This window comes from Algoriella sp. (assembly GCF_036647415.1).
Classification (GTDB): domain Bacteria; phylum Bacteroidota; class Bacteroidia; order Flavobacteriales; family Weeksellaceae; genus Empedobacter.
The window spans coordinates 1-26,362 of the sequence record NZ_JAVXKG010000039.1 but is presented as its reverse complement, the minus strand read 5'-3'; the positions used below and the strand labels follow the sequence as shown (position 1 = coordinate 26,362).

24 protein-coding genes are annotated in these 26,362 nt (G+C 30.5%); 7 read left to right on the top strand and 17 right to left on the bottom strand.

Translation table 11 applies throughout. The features are described from left to right. Nucleotides 1-863 precede the first annotated feature (863 nt). Entirely contained in the window at nt 864-1,529 is a 666-nt protein-coding gene (locus RSC72_RS13760) for a class I SAM-dependent methyltransferase (RefSeq protein ID WP_332545777.1), read from the top strand. Between the two features lie 16 nt (nt 1,530-1,545). Here the strand turns inward: RSC72_RS13760 and RSC72_RS13755 are convergent, their stop codons facing one another. From RSC72_RS13755 to RSC72_RS13725, 7 genes are all read right to left on the bottom strand, one after another. Beyond that, the gene (locus RSC72_RS13755; protein ID WP_332545778.1) at nt 1,546-2,691 is read right to left on the bottom strand and encodes a M20/M25/M40 family metallo-hydrolase; all 1,146 of its coding nucleotides are present in this window, start codon (nt 2,689-2,691) and stop codon (nt 1,546-1,548) included. Nucleotides 2,692-2,729: 38 nt separating this feature from the next. After that, nucleotides 2,730-3,404 (bottom strand): SIR2 family NAD-dependent protein deacylase, encoded by a 675-nt coding sequence (locus tag RSC72_RS13750; protein WP_332545779.1) that lies wholly within the window; start codon nt 3,402-3,404, stop codon nt 2,730-2,732. Nucleotides 3,405-3,913: 509 nt separating this feature from the next. Then, nucleotides 3,914-5,716: an acyl-CoA dehydrogenase family protein gene (locus RSC72_RS13745; protein ID WP_332545780.1), complete on the bottom strand. Its 1,803-nt coding sequence runs from the start codon at nt 5,714-5,716 to the stop codon at nt 3,914-3,916. Between the two features lie 75 nt (nt 5,717-5,791). Beyond that, a complete protein-coding gene (locus RSC72_RS13740; protein WP_332545781.1) occupies nt 5,792-6,973 on the bottom strand; it encodes an acetyl-CoA C-acyltransferase in 1,182 nt (393 codons plus the stop codon). Nucleotides 6,974-7,007: 34 nt separating this feature from the next. Then, nucleotides 7,008-7,367, bottom strand: coding sequence for a four helix bundle protein (locus tag RSC72_RS13735; RefSeq protein ID WP_332545783.1), 360 nt, complete (start codon nt 7,365-7,367; stop codon nt 7,008-7,010). A gap of 36 nt (nt 7,368-7,403) precedes the next feature. After that, nucleotides 7,404-9,803: a 3-hydroxyacyl-CoA dehydrogenase/enoyl-CoA hydratase family protein gene (locus RSC72_RS13730; RefSeq protein ID WP_332545784.1), complete on the bottom strand. Its 2,400-nt coding sequence runs from the start codon at nt 9,801-9,803 to the stop codon at nt 7,404-7,406. After that, nucleotides 9,787-10,248, bottom strand: coding sequence for a MarR family winged helix-turn-helix transcriptional regulator (locus RSC72_RS13725; RefSeq protein WP_332545785.1), 462 nt, complete (start codon nt 10,246-10,248; stop codon nt 9,787-9,789). The genes RSC72_RS13730 and RSC72_RS13725 overlap by 17 nt, the downstream gene beginning before the upstream one ends. A 323-nt stretch (nt 10,249-10,571) precedes the next feature. Between RSC72_RS13725 and RSC72_RS13720 the strand changes: the two genes are divergently transcribed. Then, nucleotides 10,572-12,521, top strand: a complete 1,950-nt coding sequence (locus tag RSC72_RS13720) for a KUP/HAK/KT family potassium transporter (protein WP_332545787.1) — start codon at nt 10,572-10,574, stop codon at nt 12,519-12,521. Between the two features lie 152 nt (nt 12,522-12,673). Here the strand turns inward: RSC72_RS13720 and RSC72_RS13715 are convergent, their stop codons facing one another. The 5 genes from RSC72_RS13715 to RSC72_RS13695 are packed head-to-tail and all read right to left on the bottom strand — an operon-like array spanning nt 12,674 to nt 16,368. Next, on the bottom strand, nt 12,674-13,492 hold the full coding sequence (locus tag RSC72_RS13715) for a CsgG/HfaB family protein (protein ID WP_332545789.1): 819 nt from the start codon (nt 13,490-13,492) through the stop codon (nt 12,674-12,676). After that, nucleotides 13,492-14,067: a hypothetical protein gene (locus RSC72_RS13710; protein ID WP_332545790.1), complete on the bottom strand. Its 576-nt coding sequence runs from the start codon at nt 14,065-14,067 to the stop codon at nt 13,492-13,494. Before RSC72_RS13710 ends, RSC72_RS13715 begins: the two co-directional genes overlap by 1 nt. Before the next feature lie 25 nt (nt 14,068-14,092). After that, a complete protein-coding gene (locus RSC72_RS13705; RefSeq protein ID WP_332545791.1) occupies nt 14,093-15,022 on the bottom strand; it encodes a hypothetical protein in 930 nt (309 codons plus the stop codon). Further along, nucleotides 15,022-15,900 (bottom strand): DUF6175 family protein, encoded by an 879-nt coding sequence (locus RSC72_RS13700; RefSeq protein WP_332545792.1) that lies wholly within the window; start codon nt 15,898-15,900, stop codon nt 15,022-15,024. The genes RSC72_RS13705 and RSC72_RS13700 overlap by 1 nt, the downstream gene beginning before the upstream one ends. Further along, nucleotides 15,901-16,368 carry a hypothetical protein gene (locus tag RSC72_RS13695; RefSeq protein WP_332566064.1) on the bottom strand — a complete coding sequence of 156 codons (468 nt, stop codon included), beginning with the start codon at nt 16,366-16,368 and terminating at the stop codon, nt 15,901-15,903. It abuts the gene before it with no gap. 176 nt (nt 16,369-16,544) lie between these two features. Here RSC72_RS13695 and RSC72_RS13690 point away from each other — a divergent pair, with 176 nt between their 5' ends. Next, a complete protein-coding gene (locus tag RSC72_RS13690; RefSeq protein ID WP_332546459.1) occupies nt 16,545-16,871 on the top strand; it encodes a YegP family protein in 327 nt (108 codons plus the stop codon). Between the two features lie 107 nt (nt 16,872-16,978). Here the strand turns inward: RSC72_RS13690 and RSC72_RS13685 are convergent, their stop codons facing one another. Continuing rightward, a complete protein-coding gene (locus RSC72_RS13685) occupies nt 16,979-17,443 on the bottom strand; it encodes a Dps family protein (protein WP_332546458.1) in 465 nt (154 codons plus the stop codon). 250 nt (nt 17,444-17,693) lie between these two features. Here RSC72_RS13685 and RSC72_RS13680 point away from each other — a divergent pair, with 250 nt between their 5' ends. Next, entirely contained in the window at nt 17,694-18,230 is a 537-nt protein-coding gene (locus RSC72_RS13680; RefSeq protein ID WP_332546457.1) for a hypothetical protein, read from the top strand. A 60-nt stretch (nt 18,231-18,290) separates the two neighbouring features. On the opposite strand, the gene uvrA is transcribed toward RSC72_RS13680, so the two are convergent. Both uvrA and RSC72_RS13670 read right to left on the bottom strand, forming a co-directional pair. Next, nucleotides 18,291-21,119 carry an excinuclease ABC subunit UvrA gene (uvrA, locus tag RSC72_RS13675; protein WP_332546456.1) on the bottom strand — a complete coding sequence of 943 codons (2,829 nt, stop codon included), beginning with the start codon at nt 21,117-21,119 and terminating at the stop codon, nt 18,291-18,293. 81 nt (nt 21,120-21,200) lie between these two features. Next, the gene (locus tag RSC72_RS13670; RefSeq protein WP_332546455.1) at nt 21,201-22,238 is read right to left on the bottom strand and encodes a GyrI-like domain-containing protein; all 1,038 of its coding nucleotides are present in this window, start codon (nt 22,236-22,238) and stop codon (nt 21,201-21,203) included. 116 nt (nt 22,239-22,354) lie between these two features. Here RSC72_RS13670 and RSC72_RS13665 point away from each other — a divergent pair, with 116 nt between their 5' ends. Further along, entirely contained in the window at nt 22,355-22,945 is a 591-nt protein-coding gene (locus RSC72_RS13665; RefSeq protein WP_332546454.1) for a DUF937 domain-containing protein, read from the top strand. Between the two features lie 78 nt (nt 22,946-23,023). Here the strand turns inward: RSC72_RS13665 and RSC72_RS13660 are convergent, their stop codons facing one another. Then, entirely contained in the window at nt 23,024-23,863 is an 840-nt protein-coding gene (locus tag RSC72_RS13660; RefSeq protein WP_332546452.1) for a tyrosine-type recombinase/integrase, read from the bottom strand. 166 nt (nt 23,864-24,029) lie between these two features. Here RSC72_RS13660 and RSC72_RS13655 point away from each other — a divergent pair, with 166 nt between their 5' ends. Both RSC72_RS13655 and RSC72_RS13650 read left to right on the top strand, forming a co-directional pair. Continuing rightward, on the top strand, nt 24,030-24,620 hold the full coding sequence (locus tag RSC72_RS13655) for a CPCC family cysteine-rich protein (RefSeq protein ID WP_332546451.1): 591 nt from the start codon (nt 24,030-24,032) through the stop codon (nt 24,618-24,620). A 197-nt stretch (nt 24,621-24,817) separates the two neighbouring features. Further along, a complete protein-coding gene (locus RSC72_RS13650; protein ID WP_332546450.1) occupies nt 24,818-25,582 on the top strand; it encodes a hypothetical protein in 765 nt (254 codons plus the stop codon). A gap of 570 nt (nt 25,583-26,152) precedes the next feature. Here the strand turns inward: RSC72_RS13650 and RSC72_RS13645 are convergent. Continuing rightward, the coding region (locus tag RSC72_RS13645) for a hypothetical protein (RefSeq protein ID WP_332578582.1) at nt 26,153-26,362 on the bottom strand (210 nt) is incomplete at its 5' end.

The window sequence follows — 26,362 nt, the reverse complement described above, 5'->3', positions numbered from 1 at the left end:
ATGACAAAAAGGAAAATCGTTCTTTATATATAATTGAAATACTAAAAAGAATACACCCCTACAATCCCCTCAAGGGGATTATTTGTGATGCGATGCTGAAATGAATTCAGCAGGACAGTATATTATTAATAATAAAAAAATATCTTTCATTTTGCCTTGATGCAAAACGAAACAAAAAATCAAGACCTCAATAAATAGACTAAAACAGCATTCATTTTCGCTAAAAGATTTAAAACGCTAATCGCTAAATGTTTTTTAACGCTACAATTTATCTCGTTTCTTAACGTCAATTATTGAAAGGTCTGTTTAAAATTCGATAATTAAAAGGAAATTCTTCTTTACATATTAAGGATATAGAATCCTGAAAAGAATACACCCCTATAATCCCCTCCAGGGGATAATTTGTGTTGTGAGGCTGAAATAATTTCTGAAGGACAATGTATTTATATTATAATAACAATTCTTCGACAGGCTCAGAATGACAAAACGAATGTTGTTCTATATATAATAATATGAAACACGAAAAGAATACACCCTTTCTGATGAGATGCTGAAACTAGTTCAGCAGGACATCTTTATATATAATAAAAAAAGAAGGATTCTTCGACAGACTCAGAATGACAAAATGGATGTACAATATATATAGACAAAAAAAGCTCGAAATGGATTTAGAGCTTGGATATATTTATAGTATATGTCATTAACCTATATTTTCATAATTGTGTTTTTAGATTATGAATAAGGTTTAATTAATATTTACAACATCTTTATTATATTTAATTTTCAATAAATTAGAAATGACTTAACTCATTTTTAATTAAGCGTTTTCTTTATAATTTGAAAATAATTCCTAAAAAATAAATATGACAACTAGATTGAACGACGCTGAATTAAAAGAACTAGCTACACAACTACAGCATCCTAATGGAGAAAATGGTATTATGATTGGTCATAATATGAATGAAAATAATATAAAAATGACTGAATCTAGTATTTTGAAATTAGATTTGAAGCAAAATGAACACATCTTAGAACTAGGTCATGGTAATTGTGGACATCTTAATTATGTATTAAAACAAGCTACAAATCTTGGGTATATCGGTTTAGAAATTTCTGAGTTGATGCAAAAAGAAGCTATTAAAAAAAATAATCAGTTATTAAGTTCTGATATTAGATTTGAATTGTTCGATGGAAAAACTATTCCATTTTATGAGAAAAGATTTGATAAAATTTTCACTGTAAATACAATCTATTTCTGGGAGGATGTAAGTGATTTTCTACGAGAAATTTATCGTGTATTAAAATCAAAAGGGAAATTTACTCTTACTTTTTCTACAAAAGACTTTATGCAAACTTTGCCTTTTACTCGTTTTGGATTTAATTTATATTCAGAAAAAGAAATAGTAGACTTATTAAAACTAAATCTTTTTAAAATTGAATCGATCACAAAACTAGATGAAGACACTATAAGCAAAACAGGAGAATCTGTTTCTAGAAAATCTATCATAATTACGTGTTATAAAGAATAATTATAACACGTAAATTCTATTTTTTTATAATTTTATACTGATTTTGGATTGTATTTGATTTCAAAATTACATGATAAAGACCTTTTTGTAATTGCTTTAAATTTATCTGAGATGTTGGCGTGGATAAATATTCAGAAAAAACGATTTGTCCATTCTGATTAATAATTTCAATAGTAGTATTTGTAATCGGTTCTGAAAAGTAAACCATATCTTTTACTGGATTAGGATATAGCTTTAATGTTTCATTTTTTATATCTACCGTATTCAACTGTTGTTTTGCTTCAGAAAAATGCAATAAAGTTGCCAAAGATCCTTTTACAACTTCAAATAAATAATTCAAATCCAAATTATCAATCACATCATTTATTGTATGCGCATAAGGCGTTTCATTTTTCTCAAAAAGTCCTGTTATCGGATAACCAACCGCCTGAAAAGGCATATAATCTGAACTATATGCGTTTGAAATTTCAGTTTTTAAAGATGTATATAATGGAAGAATATTTGCCATTGTAGCTGTCAATTCTGATGATGCTGCATTGTTTGAAATAGGATTGCTTTCATCTTGCTCACAAACAATAGTTGTATTAGCTTTGTTTTTTACACCACCAACCTCATCAATATTCAAAACAGCCTTTATTTTTAAATTGTTTGGAACCGCAATTTTATTAACATACTCTTGACTTCCTATCAAACCACGTTCTTCTCCTGTAAAATGTATAAATTTTATCGAATAATCAGTTTCAATATTCGCTATCAATCGCGCTATTTCTAATAGAGTTACTGTTCCCGAACCGTTGTCATTTGCTCCAGGTCCATTCAAAGTATCATAATGTCCATCTATAATAATAAACTCGTCTGGATATTTTTTTCCAATTTTTGTAACAATCAAATTATAACCAATATTTCCAGAAACATTAACCGATTGTTGCTCTATAGTTGTATAACCATAATTCTTATAGTATGATTTTAACCAATCGAACGCATTATTGTGTGCAGGAGAACCTACGGTTTTGATTCCGAAATCTTGAAATTTCTGTAATTTTTGTTGAACCGAATCAAATTTTACTTGCGCAACAACTGACTGATAAAATGGATTTAACGTTTGTGCATTTACAGAAATGGAAGTAATAAAAATTGTAAGTTGTAAAAGTATATATTTCATTTTATCTTAATTAATCGACAAATAGGAAACGAAAAAGATTACAAATTATTTAAATAATTTTTTAAATCTTCGATTCCTTCAGTTGCATTTTTCTTAATGTGTATAATTTTATTATTAATCGGTAAATCGTTTGGATCGACACAAATAATTTTAGTTTTTGATAACGTATAATCTAATAATGATGCAGCGGGATAAACCTGTAAAGAGGTACCTATGACAATCAGAATATTTGCTTGTAAAACCTCATCAATCGCATTATCCATCATCGGAACCATTTCCCCAAACCAAACAATTGCAGGTCGAAGTTGATTTCCGTCACTTGCCAAATCACCAATTTCTATATCATCATTCCAATCATATACCAAAGTTTCGTCTTTATCACTTTTTACTTTTCGCAATTCTCCGTGCAAATGAATAATCTTTGTAGAACCCGCGCGCTCATGTAAATCGTCTACATTTTGCGTGACAATAGTTACATCAAATTCATTTTCTAATTCTTTCAAGAAATAATGTGCTGCATTTGGCTTTACATCAAACAATTGTTTTCTACGTTGATTGTAAAAATTTTGTACTAATTCTGGATTTTTTAAATAACCATCAATCGAAGCTACTTCCATAATATCATAGTTTTCCCACAATCCGTTTGCATCACGAAATGTAGAAATTCCACTTTCGGCACTAATTCCTGCTCCAGTTAAAATAACAAGTTTCATCTAGTTTATTTATTAATGATTAAAAATACAGCTTTTATTTAGTTCCAAATTACTCACAATAGAAAAATGCTCATCAAGATGATGAGCATTTTTCTCTAAATTATTTAAAAGTTCTTAATTCGTTAATCTTGACTAAACACATGATACAAAAAGTTGCAAACATGGTAATTGTTAAAATAGCTGCATTGATTATCATATTTTTTATTTTATCGGGTTAAATCTTTGTTTAAAGTTAACACGATTAATCCTTTTAAAAATAATTTCAAATACAAAATAAATACATAACTCATTTATTTTTAATGAATAAAAACAAAAAAACCTCAGCTGGAAACAACTAAGGCTTTTTTCTCTACTAAAACTTAAGTACCATGAAAACTTAACTAACTTACATAAAGACTAGTACTTAAATTTATATAATCAAATGATGTACCAAACTAATTTTGAGACTATTAAAAATAAAAAAAGCACTCAAATTTGAGTGCTTTGAATAAATATGCTTTAAATTATTCTTAGAAAGTGTATTTATTTTCTGCAATAATATAATCTGCAATTTCTGTTTTCAAGTTAACAACATTTGGATATTCGTTGTAACGTGTAAATCTTCTTAGACCAGATAACATCATACGTTGCTCATCTCCTTCTGTGAAAGAAATAATTCCGCGAGTTGCTTCTGTTTTTACTATCTCTACAGATTTGAATAATTGTAATTGTACTAATTTTACTGCATTTTTCGCTGCATCTGCACCTTTAGTTGCTGCAATTTTATCTGCACGTAATAAGGCAGATTCTACCATATAAATTTCTTGCATGATATGAGAAGCAGCAATAATCAATTGTTGGTGTTGCTCTAATTCTGCACCAAATTTCTGTAAAGCAGAACCAGCTACCATGAAAAAAGCTTTCTTTAGATTAGCGATGATTTCTTTTTCTTGTGCAAATAATTCTGAATAATCTGGAATATCAAATGATGGAATTGACATTAATTCGTTTGCAACATTCATTGCTGGCGTCATTAAATCAACTTTACCTTTGAAAGCACGTTTTACTAACATTGATACACATAATAATGTATTAATTTCGTTTGTACCTTCATAAATTCTAGAAATACGAGCATCTCTCCAAGCAGATTCCATTGGCATTTCTTTAGAATATCCCATTCCTCCATAAATTTGAATTCCTTGATCTGCTGCATTTTGTGCTGCATCAGAAATCCAAACCTTTAAGATAGAAGCTTCGATTGCATATTCTTCGATACCTTTTAATTCTGCTTCGTTATGCGCCATTCCTTTAGCTACATTATCTTCAATAGCATCTTGTACATCTTTTGCTGCACGGTAAGCACCAGATTCTGATGTAAATGCAGAAACAGCCATATCAGCTAATTTTTCTTTGATTGCACCAAATGTATTGATTGATGTATTGAATTGTTTACGCTCTGAAGCATATTGTAAAGCGTTATCTAAAATACGACGTTGTGCATCTAAACATGCTGCTCCTAATTTGATACGACCAACATTAAGTGCATTCATTGCGATTTTAAAACCTCCGTCTCTTTCTCCTAATAAATTTTCTACTGGAACGCGAACTTCATTAAAGAAAACTTGACGAGTTGATGAAGAAACAATTCCTAATTTATCTTCTTCTTCTCCTAATGTAAATCCTTCACCTGCTTTATCTCTTTCTACGATAAATGCTGTGATGTTTTTATCATTTTCGATACGTGCAAAAACAATGAATATATGTGCAAAACCTGCATTTGTAATCCACATTTTTTGTCCAGAAATGATGTATTCTTTTCCATCTTCAGATAAAACAGCTTTTGTTTTTCCTGAATTTGCATCAGAACCAGCTTCTGGCTCAGTTAAACAGTATGATGCAAACCATTCTCCTGAAGCTAATTGTGGTAAATATTTTTGTTTTTGCTCTTCTGTTCCGTATAATGTAATAGGCATTGTACCAATTCCTGTGTGCGCACCAAAAGCAGTTGCTAACGAACCTGTAGCTCCAGAAATGTAATCACAAACTAACATTGTAGTTGCAAATCCCATTCCCATTCCACCATATTCTTCTGGAACAGAAATTCCTAATAAACCTAATTCTCCAATTTTACGCATTAATTCTTCGATTAACGCATAATCTTTTTTCTCGATTTGGTGTTTTTTAGGAACAACCTCTTTGTCAATAAATTCTTTTGCAGATTGCATAATCATTTGTTGCTCTTCTGATAAATCTTCGAAAGTGAAGATATCTTGATACGAAGCGTCTTTTACTAAATATTGACCTCCGATTAATCTATTTGGATTTGTAGACATTATATTTTTGTTTAGATTTTAGACATTAGTATTGAGATATTAGATTTATAATTTCCTAATATCTCAAAATCTTTTTTATTTTAAATATTCAAAAACTGAAGCAGCTCCTTGTCCAGTACCAACACACATTGTTACCATACCGTATTTTGCTTTTCTTGCTTCCATTTCGTGTAGTAATTGAACTGTAAGTTTTGTACCAGAACATCCAAGTGGATGACCTAATGCAATTGCACCTCCGTTCACATTGACAATTTCTGGATTAAGATTTAACTCTCTCATAATTGCAACTGATTGCGAAGCAAATGCTTCATTCAATTCAAATAATTCAATATCTTCTTGTTTAAGACCTGCTTGTTTTAATGCTTTTGGAATAGCAAACATTGGTCCCATTCCCATGATACGTGGTGCTAAACCAACTGTAGCATACGAAACTAAACGAGCAACTGGCTCAAGTCCTAATTCTTTTACCATATCCTCAGACATTACCATTACAAAGGCAGCACCATCAGACATTTGAGAAGAGTTACCTGCAGTAACAGATCCTCCTTGTGCAAAAACTGGACGTAATTTTGCTAATCCTTCTACAGAAGTATCTAAACGCGGTCCTTCGTCTACACTGAAATCAAATTTCTTTGTTTGAACTTTTTCGTTCTCATCTAAAAAATTATATTCAACACTAACTGGAACAATTTGAGAAGTAAATTTACCTTCAGCATTTGCTTTTAATGCTTTTTGATGCGAGTTGAACGCAAACTGATCTTGATCTTCACGAGAAACTTTAAATTCCTTCGCTACCTCTTCAGCCGTCAATCCCATTCCCCAATAATAATCTGGATGATCTTTTGCTAAATCTGTTTCTGGAATTGGTTTGTAACCTCCCATCGGAATATATGACATAGATTCTGAACCACCTGCTATGATGCATTCTGCCATTCCTGTACGGATTTTAGCTGCTGCCAAAGCAATTGCTTCCGAACCTGATGCACAGTAGCGGTTTACTGTAACTCCAGGAACTTTATCTGTATCTAATCCCATCAACGAGATAAGACGTGCCATATTCAATCCTTGTTCAGCTTCTGGCATTGCACAACCAACAATTAAATCGTCGATACGCGCTGGATCTAAAGTTGGATAATCTTGCATTAATCGTTTGATTACTGTAGCCGCCAATTCGTCTGGACGTGTAAAACGTAAAGTTCCTTTTGGTGCTTTACCTACAGCTGATCTATATCCTGTAACTATATATGCTTGTTTCATTTTTTTTAAAAAATTAGATGTTAGATTCTAGATGTTAGATATTAGATTTTAATTTTTGTTGAAATACATAATTCATTTTCTGAATTTCATTTAGTAATAAAATAATATGCTCTATTTTTTCTTTATTTAATAATTTCAATTCTACTCCTAAAATTAATTGAGTCATTAATTCATAAGAAGAACCGTTTGCAATAGATAAAAAATGAACAAATTCTTTATTAGAGTTTCTTCCAGCACCTTCTGCAATATTTGAAGGAATTGAAATACTAGCTCTCTTAATTTGACTATTCAGACCAAATTTTTCTTCTTGAGGTAATTCTAAACAAATCAAGTAAACTTGCTTTGTAAGCTCAATTGCTTTTTTCCAAATTATCAAATCCTCAACTTTATGCATCTCAATACTAATATCTAAAATCTCAATACTACAATTTTAATTACGTAATGGTTTTCCTGTTTTTAACATATACTGAATACGCTCTAAGGTTTTTCTTTCTCCACAAAGTGATAAGAAAGCTTCACGCTCAAGATCTAATAAATATTGTTCTGACACAAAAGATGTTTCTGACAAATTACCTCCTGTCATTACATATCCTAATTTATTCGCAATTAAACGATCGTGATCCGAAGCAAAACGTCCAGCAACCATCGTATCTGTACCTACATAAAACATACCCATTGCTTCTTTTCCTAAAACTTCAACTTTACGCTGAATTGGACGAGTATAACCAGCTTCTGCCATAATTATAGCATATTTTTTTGCTTCTGCTAATTGACGTTCTCCGTTTACAACAATAATATCTTGCTCACGTAAAATACCCATATTCTTAGCTTCGTAAGCAGAAGTTGCAACTTTAGCTGTAGCGATATTCATGAAATTATCACGTAAATGATTTACTTTCACGTCATCTTTTAATGAAAATTCCGTAGCACGACGAGCAAATTCTTTAGAACCTCCTCCACCAGGAATCACACCAACACCAACTTCTACTAATCCGATGTAAGTTTCTGCGGCTGCTACAATTTTATCTGCATGCATAGACATTTCGCAACCACCACCTAAAGCCATTGTATGCGGAGCAACAACTACTGGTATGTCAGAATAACGAACACGCATCATCGTGTCTTGGAACATTTTGATTGCCATATTCAAATCCCACCAATCTTGCTCTGCTGCCATCATCATTATCATTGCTAAATTAGCTCCAACAGAAAAATTTTCTCCTTGGTTACCAATTACAACTCCACGATAATCTTTTTCAGCAATCTCAATACCTTTATTGATTCCTTGTAAAACTCCTCCTCCAAGAGAATTCATTTTAGAACGGAATTCTATATTAATGATACCATCACCTAAATCTTGAATAGAAACTTCTTTGTTTGTCCAAATTTCTGTCGTTTTGCGAATATTATCTAAAATAATAAATGCATCTTGACCAGGAATTAATTCAAACTGTTTAGATGTTTGGTTATAGTATAATTTTTTACCATTTTCGATTTTATAAAAAGAATCTGCTCCAGTTGCAGCTAATTCTTTTACCCAATCAGCAACTACAAAACCTTCTGCTTCTACTAACTGAATTCCGTTTTGTAATCCAACAAAATCCCATGTTTCAAATGGTCCATATTTCCAAGCGTAACCAGTTCTTAAAGCGTCATCAATAGGATAAAGTACATCTGAAATTTCTGGAATACGTTGTGAAACATAAGCGAATAAAGACGCAAAATGTTTACGAATAAGACCACCTGCTTTACCAGAATCTTTCAGTAAAACACCTAATTTATTACGCATAGATCCTGCATTTTTAGCTAATTCTACTGCTGCAACTTTTGCACGTTCCATTGGGCGATACTCTAATGTATCAAGATTAAGGGCAAAACGATTTGTGTTTCCGTCTTTGTCAATTTCTTTGTAATAGAATCCTTTTTTAGATTTATCTCCTAAAAATTTATTTTCGATTAAGAAATCTAAGAATTTTGCATCCTTCAATCCTTGTATCATTTCGTCGTTTGGTGCATTTTGCTGTAAACCTTTTGTTACATTATATGCTGTATCCAAACCTACTAAATCTCCTAATTTGAAAGTTCCTGTTTTTGGACGACCAAGAATAGAACCTGTCAACGTATCAGCTTCTTCGATAGTTAAACCTAACTCTTGCGTCAATTCCATTACTTTCGCCATCGAGTAAACTCCTACTCTGTTTCCGATGAAACCTGGTGTATCTTTACATAAAACTGGTGTTTTACCTAAAAATAATGAGGCATAATTTTGAAAAAATTCTACGACAGATGAATCTGTTTTTGGAGTTGGAATAATTTCGAATAATTTTAGGTAGCGCGGAGGATTAAAGAAGTGTGTTCCGCAGAAATGTTTTTGAAAATCTTCTGAACGACCTTCTGCCATCAAATGAATTGGAATACCCGATGTATTTGATGTGATTAGCGTTCCTTCTTTGCGGAATTTGTCAACACGTTCAAAAATTGATTGTTTAATATCTAAACGTTCTATTACTACTTCAATTACCCAATCCGAGTTTTTAATTTTCTCGAAATCATCATCAAAATTCCCTACCGTTATACGAGAAGCAAATGCTTTATCGTAAATAGGAGAAGGATTGCTTTTTAGCGCAGTGTCTAAATGAGTCTGAGCTGTTCTGTTACGAACAACTTTACTTTCTAAAGTAAGTCCTTTCGCTTGCTCTTGTGGTGTAAGCTCGCGAGGAACCATATCTAACATCAAGACTTGAACTCCGATATTTGCAAAATGACATGCAATACCAGAACCCATTACTCCTGATCCTAATACGGTAACGTGTTTAACGTGTCTTCTCATAATTGTTTTTAAATATTTTTTTGTCCGATATTAATTGATTGATTTTATAAATCACTTCTAAGAAAATTTGCATTTTCTCTGGTTCGATATGTTTATTTATTGCTTCGTTAAATTGCAAAACAAAGTGTTTTGAAATATCACGCATTCTTAATCCTTCTTCTGTCAACGTAATCAAAACGCTTCGTCCATCTTCTGGATTAGGTTTTCTTACGATGAAACCTCTTGCTTCTAGGTTTTTTAATGTTCTAGATAAACTTGTCGGTTCAATTCCCATCTTTGGTCCTAACGATGTACTTGGCGTACCTCCGCGTGGATCTATAGATAATAATGTAAATGCATATACCATTGTAGAATCGTACGATCCTGCTTGTTCGTTATACATTTTCTGTACAGATAACCATGTTGAACGCAATAAATAGTCTATCGTTAAATCTTCTCTTAACATGTCTTAGTGTATGTATAACAAATATAATCTTTTTTACTATGCAAGCATAATAAAGTTTAAAATTTAATATTAGTTTAATAAAATTTTATTCAATTTACTACTTATCAATAAATTAAATATCCAAATGATTGTTAAAAAAATAACGTTATGAATAAATAATAAAGTTTTTTATTCATTTTTATTTTTAAGCAAAAATCAATGGTGTAGAAGTACACCAAAATAAAATCGAAAATAAATATTATATAGCGGTTATATTATAAATAAATAAGATTGTTTAATCTCTTTTCTTCAACATACATTCGTAGAAAATTTAAAAACACTATATGCAATCAAAACATTCGATGGATAAAGTAACGGCAGCCTCGCTATTAATCACCTTTGGGATTATTTATGGCGACATAGGAACCAGCCCGTTATATGTAATGAAAGCGATTATTGGAGAAAATCGTCCGATAGAAGAAAGTATTGTTTACGGAGGTGTTTCGTGCGTATTTTGGACATTATTTTTCCAAACCTCAATCAAATACGTTTGGTTAACGCTAAAAGCGGACAATGATGGCGAAGGTGGAATATTCTCTTTGTATTCATTAATAAGAAGAAAAGGTAAAAATCTTATTTTACCAACAATTATTGGCGCATCAGCGCTTTTGGCTGATGGAATTATTACACCGCCCGTATCGGTTTCCTCTGCTGTAGAGGGTTTACGAATGATAGATGGATTAGAACATATTCCTACTATACCGATTGTAATCTTCATTTTATCTGTCCTCTTTTTCTTTCAACGATTTGGAACGAATAAAGTTGGAAAAATATTCGGTCCATTTATGGTCGTTTGGTTTACCATGTTATTAGGATTAGGAATTTTATATATTACTAAATTTCCTGATATTATTAGAGCTTTAAATCCTTATTACGCCTATAATTTACTTACAAACTATCCACATGGATTCTGGATTTTAGGAGCTGTTTTTCTTTGTACAACTGGTGCAGAAGCATTGTATTCTGACTTAGGACATTGCGGGAAAAAGAACATCAGAATTAGCTGGATTTATGTAAAAATATGTTTGGTTACAAATTATTTAGGTCAAGCTGCTTGGTTACTACACCAAGATAAACCGATGTTAGATGGTAGAAATCCATTTTACGAAATGATGCCAGATTGGTTCTTAATACCTGGAATTTGTATTGCTACAGGAGCTGCAATTATTGCTTCACAAGCCTTAATTACAGGATCTTTTACCTTAATCAATGAAGCGATAAATTTAGGTTACTGGCCAAGAACATTAATTATTCAGCCAAATGAGCACAAAAGCCAAGTTTATATTCCTATTATCAACTTTTTATTATGGGCTGGTTGTGTATTTATCGTATTATATTTCAAAGATTCATCGCACATGGAAGCCGCATACGGGCTTGCGATCACCGTCACCATGTTAATGACAACATTTCTGTTGGCTTATTATCTTAATTATTACACCAAGTTTAATAAAGTATTTATCATTGCAATTTTATCTGTGTTTATATCAATTGAGACCTCATTTTTTATTGCAAATATTATAAAATTCGCAGAAGGTGGATATTTAGCATTACTAATGGGATGGCTATTCTTCGTTATTATGTATTGTAGTTTTTATGGTAAAATTCTTAATTCGAGAAACTTAGAATTTGTTAAAATAAAGCGCTATGCGAATGTATTAACTGAATTGAGTGAGGATAAAACGGTCAACAAATATTCAACATTTTTATTCTATTTAACGAAATCTACAAATCCAAAAAATGTAGAGAAATACAGTATTCAATCTATTTTATCAAAACGCCCAAAACGCGCTGATGTTTATTGGTTTGTTAATATAAATAGAGATAATGAGCCGTATACGTTAAACTATAAAATAATACCAATTGTGGATCAAAAAATTTATAGAATAACATTTAATATTGGATTTAGAGTTCAACCAAAAACAGAACAATATATCAAAAAAGTAATACATGACATGTCTGAAAATGGTGAGTTGAGATTAAAATATCTTACGACTTGTCTAAAGAAATATAATCAAGATCCAGACATGAAATTTGTATTAATAGAAAAGTTTCCGTCTATTGAAACGAAGTTGACAATGCGCGAATTTTTTACGCTAAAAGTTTATTATCTATTAAAGAAAATCGAATTCAATATTCCGAAATCTTTTGGTCTAGAAAAGAATGATGTCGTTGTAGAACATATTCCACTTTATGTACACAAGGATAACGTAGATGATTTGACGAGAATTAAATAAATAAAAATGCCACTGAAAAATTTCAGTGGCATTTTTGATTATTAACAACCTATTGTGCATTTTGATAAAAAAAATTCGTCAATTCGAGTAATTTTTAGAAACAGAGTGAATAAAAACTATTTTGATAAAATTATCAAAATGAACAACGAGTTTTAATCAATTACTGTACAAACAATTTGTTGATTATTATTAAAGTTTTTCATAATATCCAAACCTCCATTTACAACATTTGCTTCTGAGAAATCGCCGTTAATTTTTGTGATTTTCAATTGACCGATTTGAGTTTTTAATTTTCTACCTTCAATATCCTCAACTAGTTCAACTTTTATTTTAATATTTTCTACAAAACCTTCATTCTTACCTCCTATGATTAAAACTTTAGAAGCTTGATCTTTCTTTGCTTCTATTACTTTAACAATTTTAGATTGAAATGGAAACGTTTTATTAAAATAATTAATTACATCAATTTCTACTGTCTTAAATGATTCGTTTATTGCACTTTCTGGCGTAAACATTAAATCGCTTACTTTAGTTTGAAATGTAGCAGATTCTGTTGTTTCACCCGTCTCTACATTATTTATTTTTAATGTAAATGCATAACTAGATTTATAACCATTAATTGATCCATCAGAATTTTTCATTGCAAAAACATTCATTTTTACTAAATCTCCAATTAATAAAAACTCTGAAGCTAATGCGGCATCTTGTTTTGCAACATTCTTAGAATCTATAAATTGTTCAGATTTCTGAAATTCTAACTCTTCCTTCACTTTATCATAACTAGATCTATCAACTACTACAAACTTCTTGGTATTGGTAACCGTTTTAACAATCATTTCTGTTATAGAAGGTGTAAACTTAGGATTACTAGCTGATGTAAATTGAGAGATTCCTAAAATTGGTTTTTCTATTTTCTGACCAAAAGTAATACTACAAATAAACAGTAAAATGAAATAATTTAATGATCTCATTATAAATTATTTGATGATTTAATTGTTGAAATTAAGTTTTTTATCACAACTAAATTATTATTTAACTCTGGTAATGTTAATGATAAAACATCTTTAGAAAACTTAACAGATTTTAATGCTTTCCCCGCCGCTAATGGATTTGCAGACGTTACATCTCCTGCAACCTGCGTCGCAATATTAGCATAATTCGAAATTAATAACAATTGCGCTCCAATACTTTTAGCAACGTTTTCTAATTCTTCCAAAGATGGTTTGTCAGTTGTTACTTCTGTAATTCCGTCTACAGTTTCTCCTACAGTACGTTTATACAATTCTGGAACTTGTTTACTTATATCCTTTGTTACCAACAATAAAGCAGAAGAGTTAACAGCCAATTCATCAATAGAAGCAATACTTGACGATTTCGGAGACTCTAATTTCTCTAATTTCTTTTGACGTTCGATAGTTTTTTCAGATTTTAATTCTTTTTTCATCATTTCTCTTTCAGCTTTTAATTCATCAGCTGTTTGTCCAAAAGAAATTGTAGAAAATAATAGTGCGGTAGCAAAAGTAAGTTTTAGTAAAGTTTTTTTCATAATAGTATATTTATCTAATTTGTATTTAACGGATTATATAATTGTACGTGACAGGATTTTTTTTGTAATAAGCAACACAAATATCTCTTATTGCTTTTATTGACGATTTTTCTAAAGCAACACGATCATTATCTTGTTTCACCATAAAATCCCATTCTTTCTTTTCTTGTGCGTTTAACTTTGCCTCAATTTGATTTAATAATTGAGAAGCTTCTGTTTTACAAGTCGATTCTGTATTTATAGTTGCCAAAATATTTGCAGCAGATTCTTTATCATTTTGTGCTAAATAAGATTTTGCTTCCAATATCAATTCCTGACATTTTTTTGTAGAATATTGTTTATAAATTGTCAATGCTTTTTGTTTGGCCTTAGAAAAACAATCTACTTCCGACGGAACAGAAATCAATAAAGAAAGAGCATCTTCATAATTACCTTGTAAAGCCATATTATCTGCTTTTGCTATGATTTGATTACAACTATTTTTATAATAATTAATAATTTTATCTTTACCTGTATGGATGAAAGTTGTTAATTTAACATCTTTAACATCTAATTTTGAAATTGAATTTGCAATAGCTTCTCTTTCTGTTTTACCAGTACCTTCAATCTGTTTGGTGTAACTAGAAAATATGGTATTAGACTCAATGTTTTTGATATAATAATTAAACTCCATCGTAACAGAATGAACAGCATAAAGTCCTGTTTCTACTATTTTAGAATCGCCTAAAACAAGAGAAGGATAAATCACAAAACTATTGTTAACACCAGATACAATTTCATTGAAGGTTAACAATTGTATTGTTTTACTATTCAGCTTAGACAATGCATTATAGCTTAACATCTCATCCTCTTCTGGTAAAACAATAGATAAATTAATTTTATTTGCTAAATCATTTTTTTGTCCGTAGACAACACAAAATGTAAAAATGAATAGGATTTGAAGTAGTTTTTTCATTATTGAATAATTATATTTTGAGTATTTCCTAAATAAGTCGTTTTCAATTTCAAACCATAAACTTTCAAGTAATTTTCTAACGATTTTGAAAACTTATTTGGCGAATAATTTCTACCATTCTGCTCAAATAATGGAATTCTTACTTGATCGAAAACCATCAAATATTCTGATATACTAGGAAACGAATAATTATTTTTATACGAATTATCTGCCACCCAATTTTCAATTTTTTCTCCCAAAGATTCTTCACCAACTTCCGTATCAAATGTGTAGGTAGATTCTTTATCAATACTAATATTAAGAATTACAGAACGTCCATCTTTTACAATTTGATCAAACTTTGTTTGCATCACATTCAGAAAATCATCTGCAACAGATTCTATCGCTTTAGAAGTTAATTTAGAATAATCATCTGTATAAAATTTACCACTATTTCCTACTTTATTAGACAATGAGTTTCCTGTAGACACCTCATAAGATGTCAAAATAAAATCGACCGAATTTCCTGAAGATGTTTGTTGTATATTAATTTCTGCATCAACATAAATATCAGCAGACGAACTTCTAATAATTTCTGATTTTAAGTCCGCTTGTGTATCTTGAGATAAAGCAGAATTTGTCTGTATAGCTTTTATTTTAGCAATTGCATCAATTGTTGTAAATCCTCTACTATCAAAGGCTTCTTTTATTTTGGTTAATGCAATTCTATAATTTACATCACTTTCTATTTTATTTCTCAAATCCTCTCCTGATTTTAGATTTGGAATAACTATAATTTTAGGTTGAATTGTTTTTTGCTCTAAATTCTGAGCATTTCCAAAAACTCCAATCAAAAAACTGAAGAAAGCAATTCCTTTTTTTAAATTAGTATAACACATCTATAAACCGAATTTTCTAATAATAGTATGATTTTCTAAATCTTTTCTAAGCGCAGTTGTATTTATTGTCACCTTCAGATTTAACGAATACATTCCTCCCTTTTTATATGAAGACAAAACTTGATTATTAACAATAAAATTTTTATAAAATCCATTGTAAAAATTTTTATAATAATTCGGATAATTAGACTCCGAAATATGTTCTGTTTCTGAAACTAAAGATGTTTTGTAAATCGTATTCGGAATTCCATAAAACAATAACATTTTCATTGCCTTTATTTCTCCATTATATATAGCTTCACTTTCATTTTTACCAATTGCCTCAATCTGTAAAACCAATTGTTGATTTGTAGAATCGATGACATATAAATTTGAATTATTAGGAGAAATATTTTTACTACACCCAAGAAAGGCTATCGTCATCAGTAGAAATAATACTTTTCTAAGATTTGAAGTAAATATTATCATAAATCGTTTTTATAATTAAAATGCAATTATATATCCAATTATCAAATAAATATTACGGTTTCCCGTAATGTAATGTTGTAAAATTTATTATTACAAATAAATTTCATAAACATTAGATTTTTTTTATAAATTTATATCAATCAATTATTTAAACTATTTATAAAAAAACTAAAATTATGTTCGAAATTTATACAGACAAAGCAGGAGAATTCCGTTTTCGATTAAAAGCTAAAAATGGTCAAAACATTTTGGCAAGCGAAGGTTACAAACAGAAAGCAAGTTGTGAGAATGGAATAGAATCTGTTCGTAAAAACTCACAAGACGATTCTAAATTTGAATTGAAGGAAAGTCAATCTGGTAAATGGAGTTTTAATCTGAAAGCGACTAATGGACAAGTAATTGGTACAAGCCAATCTTACGAAACAGAATCTGGTGCTAAAAATGGAATTTTATCGGTAAAAACAAATGCACCCGATGCAAGTGTAAAAGAAATTGAGGAATAACGAACCTCTATAAAAAGCTGAAGCCTTGGATAAATCCAAGGCTCAACCTAATTAACACTAATATGAATTAACACTAAAAACTTATGAAGTAAAATAATGTTCAAAAATTATCTAAGATGCGATCTAAGCATCCAGGCAGTTTTTTGATGTTGTTCTAATAAACCAACTAAGAAATCCGAAGTTGAAATATCATGAAACTCTTCAATTTCTACTACAGCTTCTGTCAAAAAGTCAATAATAACTTCGTGATCGTGTAGTAAATCAGCAATAAAACTCAAACTATCTTTATTTTCTGTTTTACGCTCTTCCGACAAATGAGCTAACTGCATATACTCTTTCATCGTTGCAGGTGCATAAACGTCTTTTTGACGAATCTTCTCTGCGACATCATCTATAACAATTTGTAACTCATTATACAATGATTCGAAATAAACATGGATTGTTTGGAAATCTGGTCCCTCAACATTCCAATGTGCATTTCTTGTTTTCAAATATAAAATATGTTCATCTGCTAATAATTTAATTAAAATATCAGCAATTTTCTTTTTGTTTTCTGGTGATAATAATTTCATATTCTTTAATTTTATTTTAGTAATTATTTCATTAACTTTACTAAAGCAAATTTAAGACCATAAACATTAAATTAAATAGATTTTTCAAATTAAAAACCTATTATTTTATAAGTAAAAACTATAGAACGACTCTTTTATCAATATATTTCTGTTTCATTAAAAACAGAATTGTTATTTTTTGATAGGGCAAATTTATAGTAGTTTTTTCAATAAAGGACATATTTAAACGTTAAAAATTAATTAAATTTCTATGAAAAAGATTCTTTTATTTATATTTTCTTTAACCCTTAGCACTTTAGCTTTTAGTCAAGTCAATCAAAATCAAAGCATTGAAAACAATTGGCGTTTTGGTGGTGGATTAGGACTTTCTTTTGGAAACAATAGTTATTTCTCTTTTAATATTTCGCCAAGCATTGGTTATATGGTTGCGAATAATTTTGAGGTTGGAGGAATTGCAGGTTATCAGTATGGTAAAGATGATTATTACAAACAAAACTTGTTTAATGTTGGGCCATATATCAACTTTTATCCGATAGAAAATATTTTTTTGAGAGCAAATTATATGTACTATACAGGGAAACAGAAATATGAAAATTCTTCTCCTTTTTATAACTCAGTTAGCGAAATTGACATCGACGAATCTGCTTTATGGCTTGGTGCAGGTTACCAATCTAATGGGCAGGTGAGATTTCAAGCAGGCGTTTTATACAATGTTTTGTACAAAGAAAATGAAAGTATATTTTCTTCAGGATTTCAACCATTTATGGGAATTTCTGTAGGATTGTAAATATAAAAAATCAGGAATCTAAAATTTAGATTCCTGATTTTTTTATGTATTCTATTAATTTTATAATTCGTCTTTTAAGAATTTTCCTGTTACACTTTTCGGATTCAGAATAATTTCTTCTGGTGTTCCTTCTGCAACAATTTTCCCACCTTTATTTCCTCCATCTGGACCAATATCTATCACATAATCAGCTAATTTTATTACATCTAGATTATGTTCAATAATAATAACTGTATTTCCAAATTCAATAATTTTATTTATCACTTTCATCAATACATTTACATCTTCGAAATGTAAACCAGTTGTTGGCTCATCTAAAATATAAATTGTTTTCCCGGTTTGTTTTTTTGCTAATTCTGTTGCTAATTTTACACGTTGTGCTTCTCCTCCACTCAAAGTTGTAGACTGCTGTCCTAGCGTGATATAACCTAAACCAACATCTTGTAACATTTTTACATAACGATAAATTTTCGGAATTGCTTCAAAGAAATCTACGGCTTCATTAACCGTCATTTCCAATACATCAGAAATTGATTTTCCTTTGTAACGAATTTCTAATGTTTCGCGGTTAAATCGTTTTCCATTACACGTTTCACATTCTACATGAATATCTGGTAAAAAATTCATTTCAATAACGCGTAAACCTCCACCTTGACACGTTTCGCAACGTCCTCCTTTTACATTAAACGAAAAACGTCCAGGTTTGTAGCCTCTAATTTTTGCTTCTGGTAAATTGGTAAACAACGAACGAATATCAGAAAAAATTCCGGTGTACGTCGCAGGATTAGAACGCGGTGTACGCCCAATTGGTGACTGATCGACTTCGATTACTTTATCTAAATGTTCTAAACCTTCTAACTTTTTATAAGGCATTGGATCTTTCTCTGCACGGAAAAAATGTTGATTCAGAATTCTATACAATGTTTCATTAATCAACGTTGATTTTCCTGAACCAGAAACGCCAGAAACAACCGTTAATGTACCTAATGGAATAGTAAGATTTACATTTTTCAGATTATTTCCAGATGCGCCAAAAAGTTTCAAAACATTTCCGTTTCCTTTTCGTCGCTCGGTTGGAATTTCAATTTTTAATTGATTATTCAAATATTTTGAAGTCAATGTATCCGATTTCAACATTTGCTCAGGAACTCCTTCCCAAACAATTTGTCCACCATTTTTTCCTGCTTTTGGTCCAACATCAATCACATAATCTGACTCTAAAATCATGTCTTTATCGTGTTCTACAACCAAAACAGAATTTCCGATATCACGCAGTTTTTTCAACGAATCAATCAATCGTACATTGTCGCGTTGATGCAAACCGATACTTGGCTCATCTAAAATATACAAAACATTTACCAACTGAGAACCTATTTGTGTTGCCAAACGAATTCGCTGCGCCTCGCCTCCAGAAAGGGTTTTTGAAGAACGATTAAGGCTTAAATAATCTAAACCAACGTCTAACAAAAATGTTAATCGTGTATAAATTTCTTTTAAAATTTCAAATGCAATTTGTTGTTGATTTGGCGTCATCGAAATTGGTGCATCTTCAATCCATTTTTGCAAAGATTTTAAATCTAACTCAGCAACTTCACCAATATTTTTATTATCAATTCGGAAATAAAGTGATTCTTTGTTTAATCGTTTTCCTTCGCAAGTTGGACAAACAATTTTCTTCCCGAATTTTTTACCAATTGATGTAGATGATGGATTATTTTTATCTTCCATTATTTCAGAAAGAAATTCATTTAATCCTTCAAAATCAATTTTATATGTTTTTTTTACTGATGCAAATTTAAGATCAACATTCAATGTTTCTTTCAAACCATTCATCACATCATCAATTAGCGCTTGTGGAAGTTTTTTGAAAGGCGTTTTGTTTTCAACATTATGTTTTACGAAAATAGTTTCGATTTGTTTTTCTATTCGAGAAGATGATTTTAATGTTTCAAATAATTCTTCCAAATTATCAAACATCGATTTTGTCGAATCTTGAAATAATTTATCCTTATTTACAACCTTCAACTCGCCCAAACCTGTACAAGTCTGGCAAGCACCTTTTGGCGAATTGAAAGAAAACGTATTTGGTTCTGGCAACGCATAAGAAACGCCTGTCGCAGCACACATTAATGAACGTGAAAAGAAACGAGTTTCGTTGGTTTCATAATCCAAAATCATTGTAATTCCGTCGCCTTGTTGCATTGCATGATCGATACTTGAACGTAAACGTTGATCGGTTACTTTATCATTTAAGACAATTTTATCTACCAACAATTCTATATCATGCGTTTTGTAACGATCTAACATCATTCCTGGCTCAATATCTTTCAATTCGCCATCAATACGCATTTGTAAAAATCCTTTTTTAGAATATGTAACAAATATTTCGCGGTAATGACCTTTACGAGAACGTACAATTGGTGCTAAAATCGCAATTTTTTTTCCTTCGTATTGTTTTCTAACTAATTCGATAATTTGGTCATCTGTATACGCAACCATTTTCTCATTTGTTTCGACAGAATATGCTGTAGAAGCGCGTGCGAAAAGTAAACGAAGAAAATCGTAGATCTCTGTAATTGTACCAACTGTAGAACGTGGATTTTTATTGGTTGTTTTTTGCTCGATTGCAATAACGGGCGACAAACCATCAATTTTATCAACATCAGGACGTTCTAAACCTCCTAAAAATTGGCGTGCATAGGACGAAAAAGTTTCGATATAGCGACGTTGTCCTTCTGCATAAATGGTATCAAAAGCCAACGAAGATTTTCCACTTCCGCTCAAACCTGTGATTACAACAAGCTCATTGCGGGGAATCTTGACATCAATGTTTTTCAGGTTATGTTCCCTTGCACCGTAAACTTCAATAAAATCTTTGTTCATGTTCATTTGTAAGAAGTTGCAAAAATACAAAAAAAGCCACATTTCTGTGGCTAAGTCTATTTTAAATATTGTTAATTCTTTATAAATTTATTTTTTGATGATCGGAATATAAATTCTGGAAATTAATTTTACACTATCTGTTTCTTTTGGATCATTTAGCATTACTTCCAGCTGTTTTGAATCTAAAGTTAACTTCTTAGATTTTGCATAAACTAACATTCTGTTTACAGTTTGCTGGCGTTTGGACCTCGGACCAAGGTGCAAAGACAGTAAATATTGTCCGCTTGGAACAGTTACTTTTTTCATTTCTTTTTGCAAAGGTAAATCTTCTATCAACTGAATTCCTGCAAAAAAAGTTGTGCGATCTTTTTCTTTATTAAACTCTGTAAAATAAATATATGGAAAACCTAAATCGAAATCTAATCCGCCTTCTTCTTTATTAATTAATGATTTATAAATTGTTTCGAAAGCGCCATCAACCTTATCCATCACATCAGATTCTGCAATTTTTGATTGTTTTTTTATCGCTAATAAATTAGTTTGCCCTAATTCTACAATACGATATTCACCGTAATTTAACTTTCCTTCTTTTTTATCCTTATCTAATCTGATTTTTACTTGTTGATTTAAGTTACTCATCGATTCTTCGAATTTCGTTTTGGGATTTTTAAAAAAGGCAAAATAACGATAGAAATAAGGAATTTCTTGGCTCAAGTATTTTAATTTTGCAACAGTTTTACCGTTTTCTTGTTGGTCAAATTTCACATTAAGACTATCTAATTTTTCCCATCCATCATACTTAATTGTATAATTTACAAAACGATTAACCGAAAAATTATCAACCATAAATTTCCCCGAACCAATTGAAGCGTTGTCAGAATCCCACGCCACAAAGCTTTTTTCATCTTTTTGTGGATCAGAAAATTTTTTGACTGTTAATGTATCTACTTTTGTAAACTCCTCCCATTTAGAAAATCTACGAAGGTTATAAAATTCATCGTACACCAAACCAACTGGCGCATCAAATTCATAATCAAAATCCTCATCAAACCGACTTGGTAAAATAATTGGAGCTAACACAAGAAGTGCTATTATAACGACTAAAAAAAGATTTATTTGTTTCATTTGGAAATTTGAAAGTACAAAAATAAAAATACTTTATCGGAGATTTTACATTTCTTAATATTAATATCTAAAAAAGATTATATTTGATTTAAATTAATTTAAACTTATTTAAACTTATGGATTTTACAAATTTAATTCAAGGAGCTATTGGTCAGCAAATTATTGGTTCTGCTGCAAGTCAGTTAGGCATCAATGAATCTCAAGCACAAACTGCTGTTTCTGCTGCTGTTCCTTTTTTATTATCAGCATTAAATAAAAATGCACAAAACGGAGGTGCTGATGGTATTTCTGCTGCTTTAGATAATCATAATGGAGGTATTTTAGATAATCTTTCTGGATTTTTAGGACAAGGAGGAAATCAACAAGATGGTTTAGGAATTTTAGGTCATGTTTTGGGAAATAACCAACAAAATGTAGAATCTGCAATTTCTAAAGAATCTGGATTAAACATGGGACAAGTAACGCAAATTTTAGCATTGGTTGCACCAATTGTAATGGGTTATTTAGGAAAACAAAAACAATCTGAAGGGTTAGATTCTAACGGAATTGCTGGATTATTAGGAGGATTAGTTGGAGGTTCTAACGCGACTGCAAATCAAGGTGGAATTAACTTAGGTGGTTTCGAAAAATTGCTAGACCAAGATGGTGATGGACAATTGGGAATTGGTGATGCAATGGGATTACTTGGAGGTTTTTTCAAAAAATAAGACCGTACTTTATTTAAAATACAAAACGAGAGGCAGGAAATTTTTCCTGCTTTTTTTATATCTTAATTTTGTTAGAAATCACAAAAAGTCTAACGGACTTGGTGTCGATTTTTTATCAACATCTGTAATATGCGTATAAATCATGGTCGTCCTAATATCACTATGACCCAATAATTCTTGAACTATCCGAACATCAATTCCACTTTTTATAAGATGCGTTGCATAAGAATGTCGCAACGTGTGCACACTTCCTTTTGATGTGATGTTTGCTTTTTGCATCGCATTTTTCAAAACCAACTGTACACTTCTTTCACTATATTGATTTCCTTTTACACCTTCAAACAAAAAATTAGTTGGTTTAAATTCTACATAATATTTCCTCAACAATTCTAAAAGTTTTTCAGGCAAAGCAACCATTCTATCTTTATTCCCTTTACTTTGTTGAATAAAAATAATGCCGTCATCAGACTTTATATCAATTAATTTCAAATTAATCAATTCACTCAAACGCAATCCACAACTATAAATCGTCGTAAGAATTGCCTTATGTTTTAGATTTTCGCAAGCATTTAGAATATTTCTGACTTCGTTTTGAGAGAAAAAAGTAGGTAATTTGGTGCTTTTTCGTTTAGGATAAAGATAATTTAGCTCGATGTTTTTATTAAGCAATAATTTGTATATTTTTTTGATACTACCAACTAAAGAACGTTGATATGATGCGCTAATATTTTCGTGAATAACCTTGAGATTTATAAATTTTTCAATTTCATGAATAGGAATTTCGTTCAAATCATCATACTTTTCCATGTAATCCAAAAAAAGTTGAGCATACGCACAATACGACACAATAGTATTATTAGCATATCGCTGCAATTTTAGTCTACTAGTCAAAGTTTTTATAATTGTTTCGCTATCCATCATTCTACATTTTAAATTACGATCAATTTATTTCGCTATCCCACAACATTTCACATATAAATATCTAATTTACAAAAAATTAATTATATTAGAGGATTATTTAACGAAATGCGGATATAGGTGTTTTTTCACGAAACTAACTAAATTATTATTTCGTGAAAAAACAATGTTAGCTACAATTTTAATGAAACACCGCATGGATAGAAGCGAAGCAAAAGAAATAGTCGCAACTAATGAACTGAAAAACTTGTCAAATGAAAGAAAGATTCAAATTCTAGAAGAAAACTATTGGTGGTTTAATGAAAAAGTTGCTATAAAGGAATCAATAGAAGAAGGTTCTTATCCTAAAATACCAGACAGCTTTATAGAATTTATACATAAAACGCCAAATCCAATACTTACGAAAGAAACTGAAATATTATTAATTGACTTTCTAAAATTTAAGTTAAAATATACAACAAATTTATATCTCAAGACTCAATTAGATATAATAAATCCCAATATTCAAAATAACGTAATTGGTGAAGTTGAAATTGCAGGTTTATGCCCTTGTTGTGAATATTATTCCATTGATTATGGAGAAGATGGATTTTGGGATATTTGTTCGGTTTGTTTTTGGGAAAATGGTGGAGATGGACCAAATCATATGACATTAGAAAATGCAAAATCAAATTTCTTGGAATTTGGAGCTATTGATAAAGAATCTTTAAATTATGTGGATAAAGAAGCAAAGCGAAAATATAAGAAAAAACTGTAGCTAACATCGGCTTAGCAAAATGCGGGGTTAAGTGCTAACTTGAATTTTTTTGTTTCCTTATCCGCCAAAAGCTGTTTGCTTTTTTTTTATTAAATTTACCAAAAAGCTCACAGCTTTGACTCAGTTTCGGGCTGAATTGAACTTCGCTCAATCCAAGCCCGTACTTCGCCAAGCCGCGGCACGTTAGCAGAAATACTATGACAAAACAAATCGCATTGATTTTAACGATATTTTATTCAGTTTTAAATCTTAATGCTCAACAAATAAAATTCAGAGAAAATCTCAACAAGGATTCTTTGTTCAATGTTTCGGTGCAAAAAGTTCCATTAGAAATGCGCGAAAACTTCATCAAAACATATAAAGATGGAAATGAGCAGGAAAAAGAGTTTTTATTATTTATGATTTCAATGCCTGAAAGCAGTAAAAAAGAATTAATACAAAATTTCGTAAGCAAAAAATCAGAAATTCAGAAGTTAAAAAATGAATATATCGAACTTATTCCCAAAGATTATAATGTAGAAATTGAATTTAAACCAAGAAGCGAAATTTTGACTGTTGAGGAAGAAATAACAATCAAAATCTATAATTCGAAAATTGGTGGAGGCAAATTACCCAAAAGAAATGGACTACAAGTAGAAAATAATAATTGGAATTTAAAACCTAATTCAAATGAACTTGCAAAAGTTCTTAAATATTTAAATTGGACAAATGAGACTTTATTAAATATTAAGAATCTACTAAAAGATGCAAATTGCATTTCGATTGGAAATGGAATTAATACAAAAATAGGTTTTGCACGTGGTGGAATGGGATTATATTCTTATCTTATATTCAATAATAATCTATCTCCAAAACAAATTGAAGAATATAATAATGGTTGCGAATATATTTTCTACAAAGAAAATGTAGTTTTACAATATGGTGGTGGCGCAATTGGCCCTCAATGTTTTGAAAAAGAATGAAAAAGTACTTCTGCTAACATTGTATTGGCAAAATGCGGGGAGAAGTGTTGAATTGAAAAATTAGAAATATTTAGCCGCCAATATTTTTCAATTCCACATTTTTTTGTAATTTAGTTTCATTGAAAAAATATTGGCTACGATTGGTCTGAACTTGAACATTCGTTCAAATTAAGCCCGCACTTCGCCAATACAAGACTCGTTATACAAAATTGCGCATTTTTGCTGCGTATTTTATTACTTATTTTCCTCCCAAATTAAATTCAATTTCTCACAGTTTTCAAACTTTGTATTCAGTCATTTTTCGAGCGTCATGAATGAAAATAAAAGTAAAATTTTCCGAATTTACGTTTCATATTTTCATGAAATTATAGAAGAATTTATTTCAAGTTTGGTAATTATTCAAACTCCGTTTTCTCGCTTTTTCTTGAATTTAATTATTTAAAACGAGCGATTTTTTCCAATTTTTGAACGTTTTTATTCATGATTTTTCAAACTATTTCAGCTAAATGTTTTCAAACCATAAATTCAGTTTTTTCTAAAATTAAAGTATAATTTTTCAAACTTTAAAACTTATTCCAAAACTCCAATTCTTCCATTTTTCAAACATTTCGCAACAATGTATAACATTGTATTTGCGAAAAAACGGGCTGAAAGTAAACTTTCTGCCCAGTTTTTTCCGCCCGCAAAATTGCTTTTATGAAAACTTCTGCATAAATTAGTTTCATAAAATGAGCAATTTGCTTGAACGTACCGAAATTGAACTTCGTTCAAATTCTTCCC

Bases quoted from the DNA above. Each gene is read 5' to 3' on its own strand.
- RSC72_RS13685 (WP_332546458.1), bottom strand. From the start codon at position 17,443: ATGAAATTATTATCACCAGAAAACAAAAAGAAAATTGCTGATATTTTA.
- RSC72_RS13710 (WP_332545790.1), bottom strand. From the start codon at position 14,067: ATGAAAAAAACTTTACTAAAACTTACTTTTGCTACCGCACTATTATTT.
- RSC72_RS13680 (WP_332546457.1), top strand. From the start codon at position 17,694: ATGAAAAAGATTCTTTTATTTATATTTTCTTTAACCCTTAGCACTTTA.
- RSC72_RS13720 (WP_332545787.1), top strand. From the start codon at position 10,572: ATGCAATCAAAACATTCGATGGATAAAGTAACGGCAGCCTCGCTATTA.
- RSC72_RS13700 (WP_332545792.1), bottom strand. From the start codon at position 15,900: ATGTGTTATACTAATTTAAAAAAAGGAATTGCTTTCTTCAGTTTTTTG.
- RSC72_RS13695 (WP_332566064.1), bottom strand. From the start codon at position 16,368: ATGATAATATTTACTTCAAATCTTAGAAAAGTATTATTTCTACTGATG.
- RSC72_RS13660 (WP_332546452.1), bottom strand. From the start codon at position 23,863: ATGGATAGCGAAACAATTATAAAAACTTTGACTAGTAGACTAAAATTG.
- uvrA (WP_332546456.1), bottom strand. From the start codon at position 21,119: ATGAACATGAACAAAGATTTTATTGAAGTTTACGGTGCAAGGGAACAT.
- RSC72_RS13760 (WP_332545777.1), top strand. From the start codon at position 864: ATGACAACTAGATTGAACGACGCTGAATTAAAAGAACTAGCTACACAA.
- RSC72_RS13730 (WP_332545784.1), bottom strand. From the start codon at position 9,803: ATGAGAAGACACGTTAAACACGTTACCGTATTAGGATCAGGAGTAATG.
- RSC72_RS13725 (WP_332545785.1), bottom strand. From the start codon at position 10,248: ATGTTAAGAGAAGATTTAACGATAGACTATTTATTGCGTTCAACATGG.
- RSC72_RS13650 (WP_332546450.1), top strand. From the start codon at position 24,818: ATGACAAAACAAATCGCATTGATTTTAACGATATTTTATTCAGTTTTA.
- RSC72_RS13740 (WP_332545781.1), bottom strand. From the start codon at position 6,973: ATGAAACAAGCATATATAGTTACAGGATATAGATCAGCTGTAGGTAAA.
- RSC72_RS13745 (WP_332545780.1), bottom strand. From the start codon at position 5,716: ATGTCTACAAATCCAAATAGATTAATCGGAGGTCAATATTTAGTAAAA.
- RSC72_RS13665 (WP_332546454.1), top strand. From the start codon at position 22,355: ATGGATTTTACAAATTTAATTCAAGGAGCTATTGGTCAGCAAATTATT.
- RSC72_RS13655 (WP_332546451.1), top strand. From the start codon at position 24,030: ATGTTAGCTACAATTTTAATGAAACACCGCATGGATAGAAGCGAAGCA.
- RSC72_RS13670 (WP_332546455.1), bottom strand. From the start codon at position 22,238: ATGAAACAAATAAATCTTTTTTTAGTCGTTATAATAGCACTTCTTGTG.
- RSC72_RS13690 (WP_332546459.1), top strand. From the start codon at position 16,545: ATGTTCGAAATTTATACAGACAAAGCAGGAGAATTCCGTTTTCGATTA.
- RSC72_RS13705 (WP_332545791.1), bottom strand. From the start codon at position 15,022: ATGAAAAAACTACTTCAAATCCTATTCATTTTTACATTTTGTGTTGTC.
- RSC72_RS13735 (WP_332545783.1), bottom strand. From the start codon at position 7,367: ATGCATAAAGTTGAGGATTTGATAATTTGGAAAAAAGCAATTGAGCTT.
- RSC72_RS13715 (WP_332545789.1), bottom strand. From the start codon at position 13,492: ATGAGATCATTAAATTATTTCATTTTACTGTTTATTTGTAGTATTACT.
- RSC72_RS13755 (WP_332545778.1), bottom strand. From the start codon at position 2,691: ATGAAATATATACTTTTACAACTTACAATTTTTATTACTTCCATTTCT.
- RSC72_RS13750 (WP_332545779.1), bottom strand. From the start codon at position 3,404: ATGAAACTTGTTATTTTAACTGGAGCAGGAATTAGTGCCGAAAGTGGA.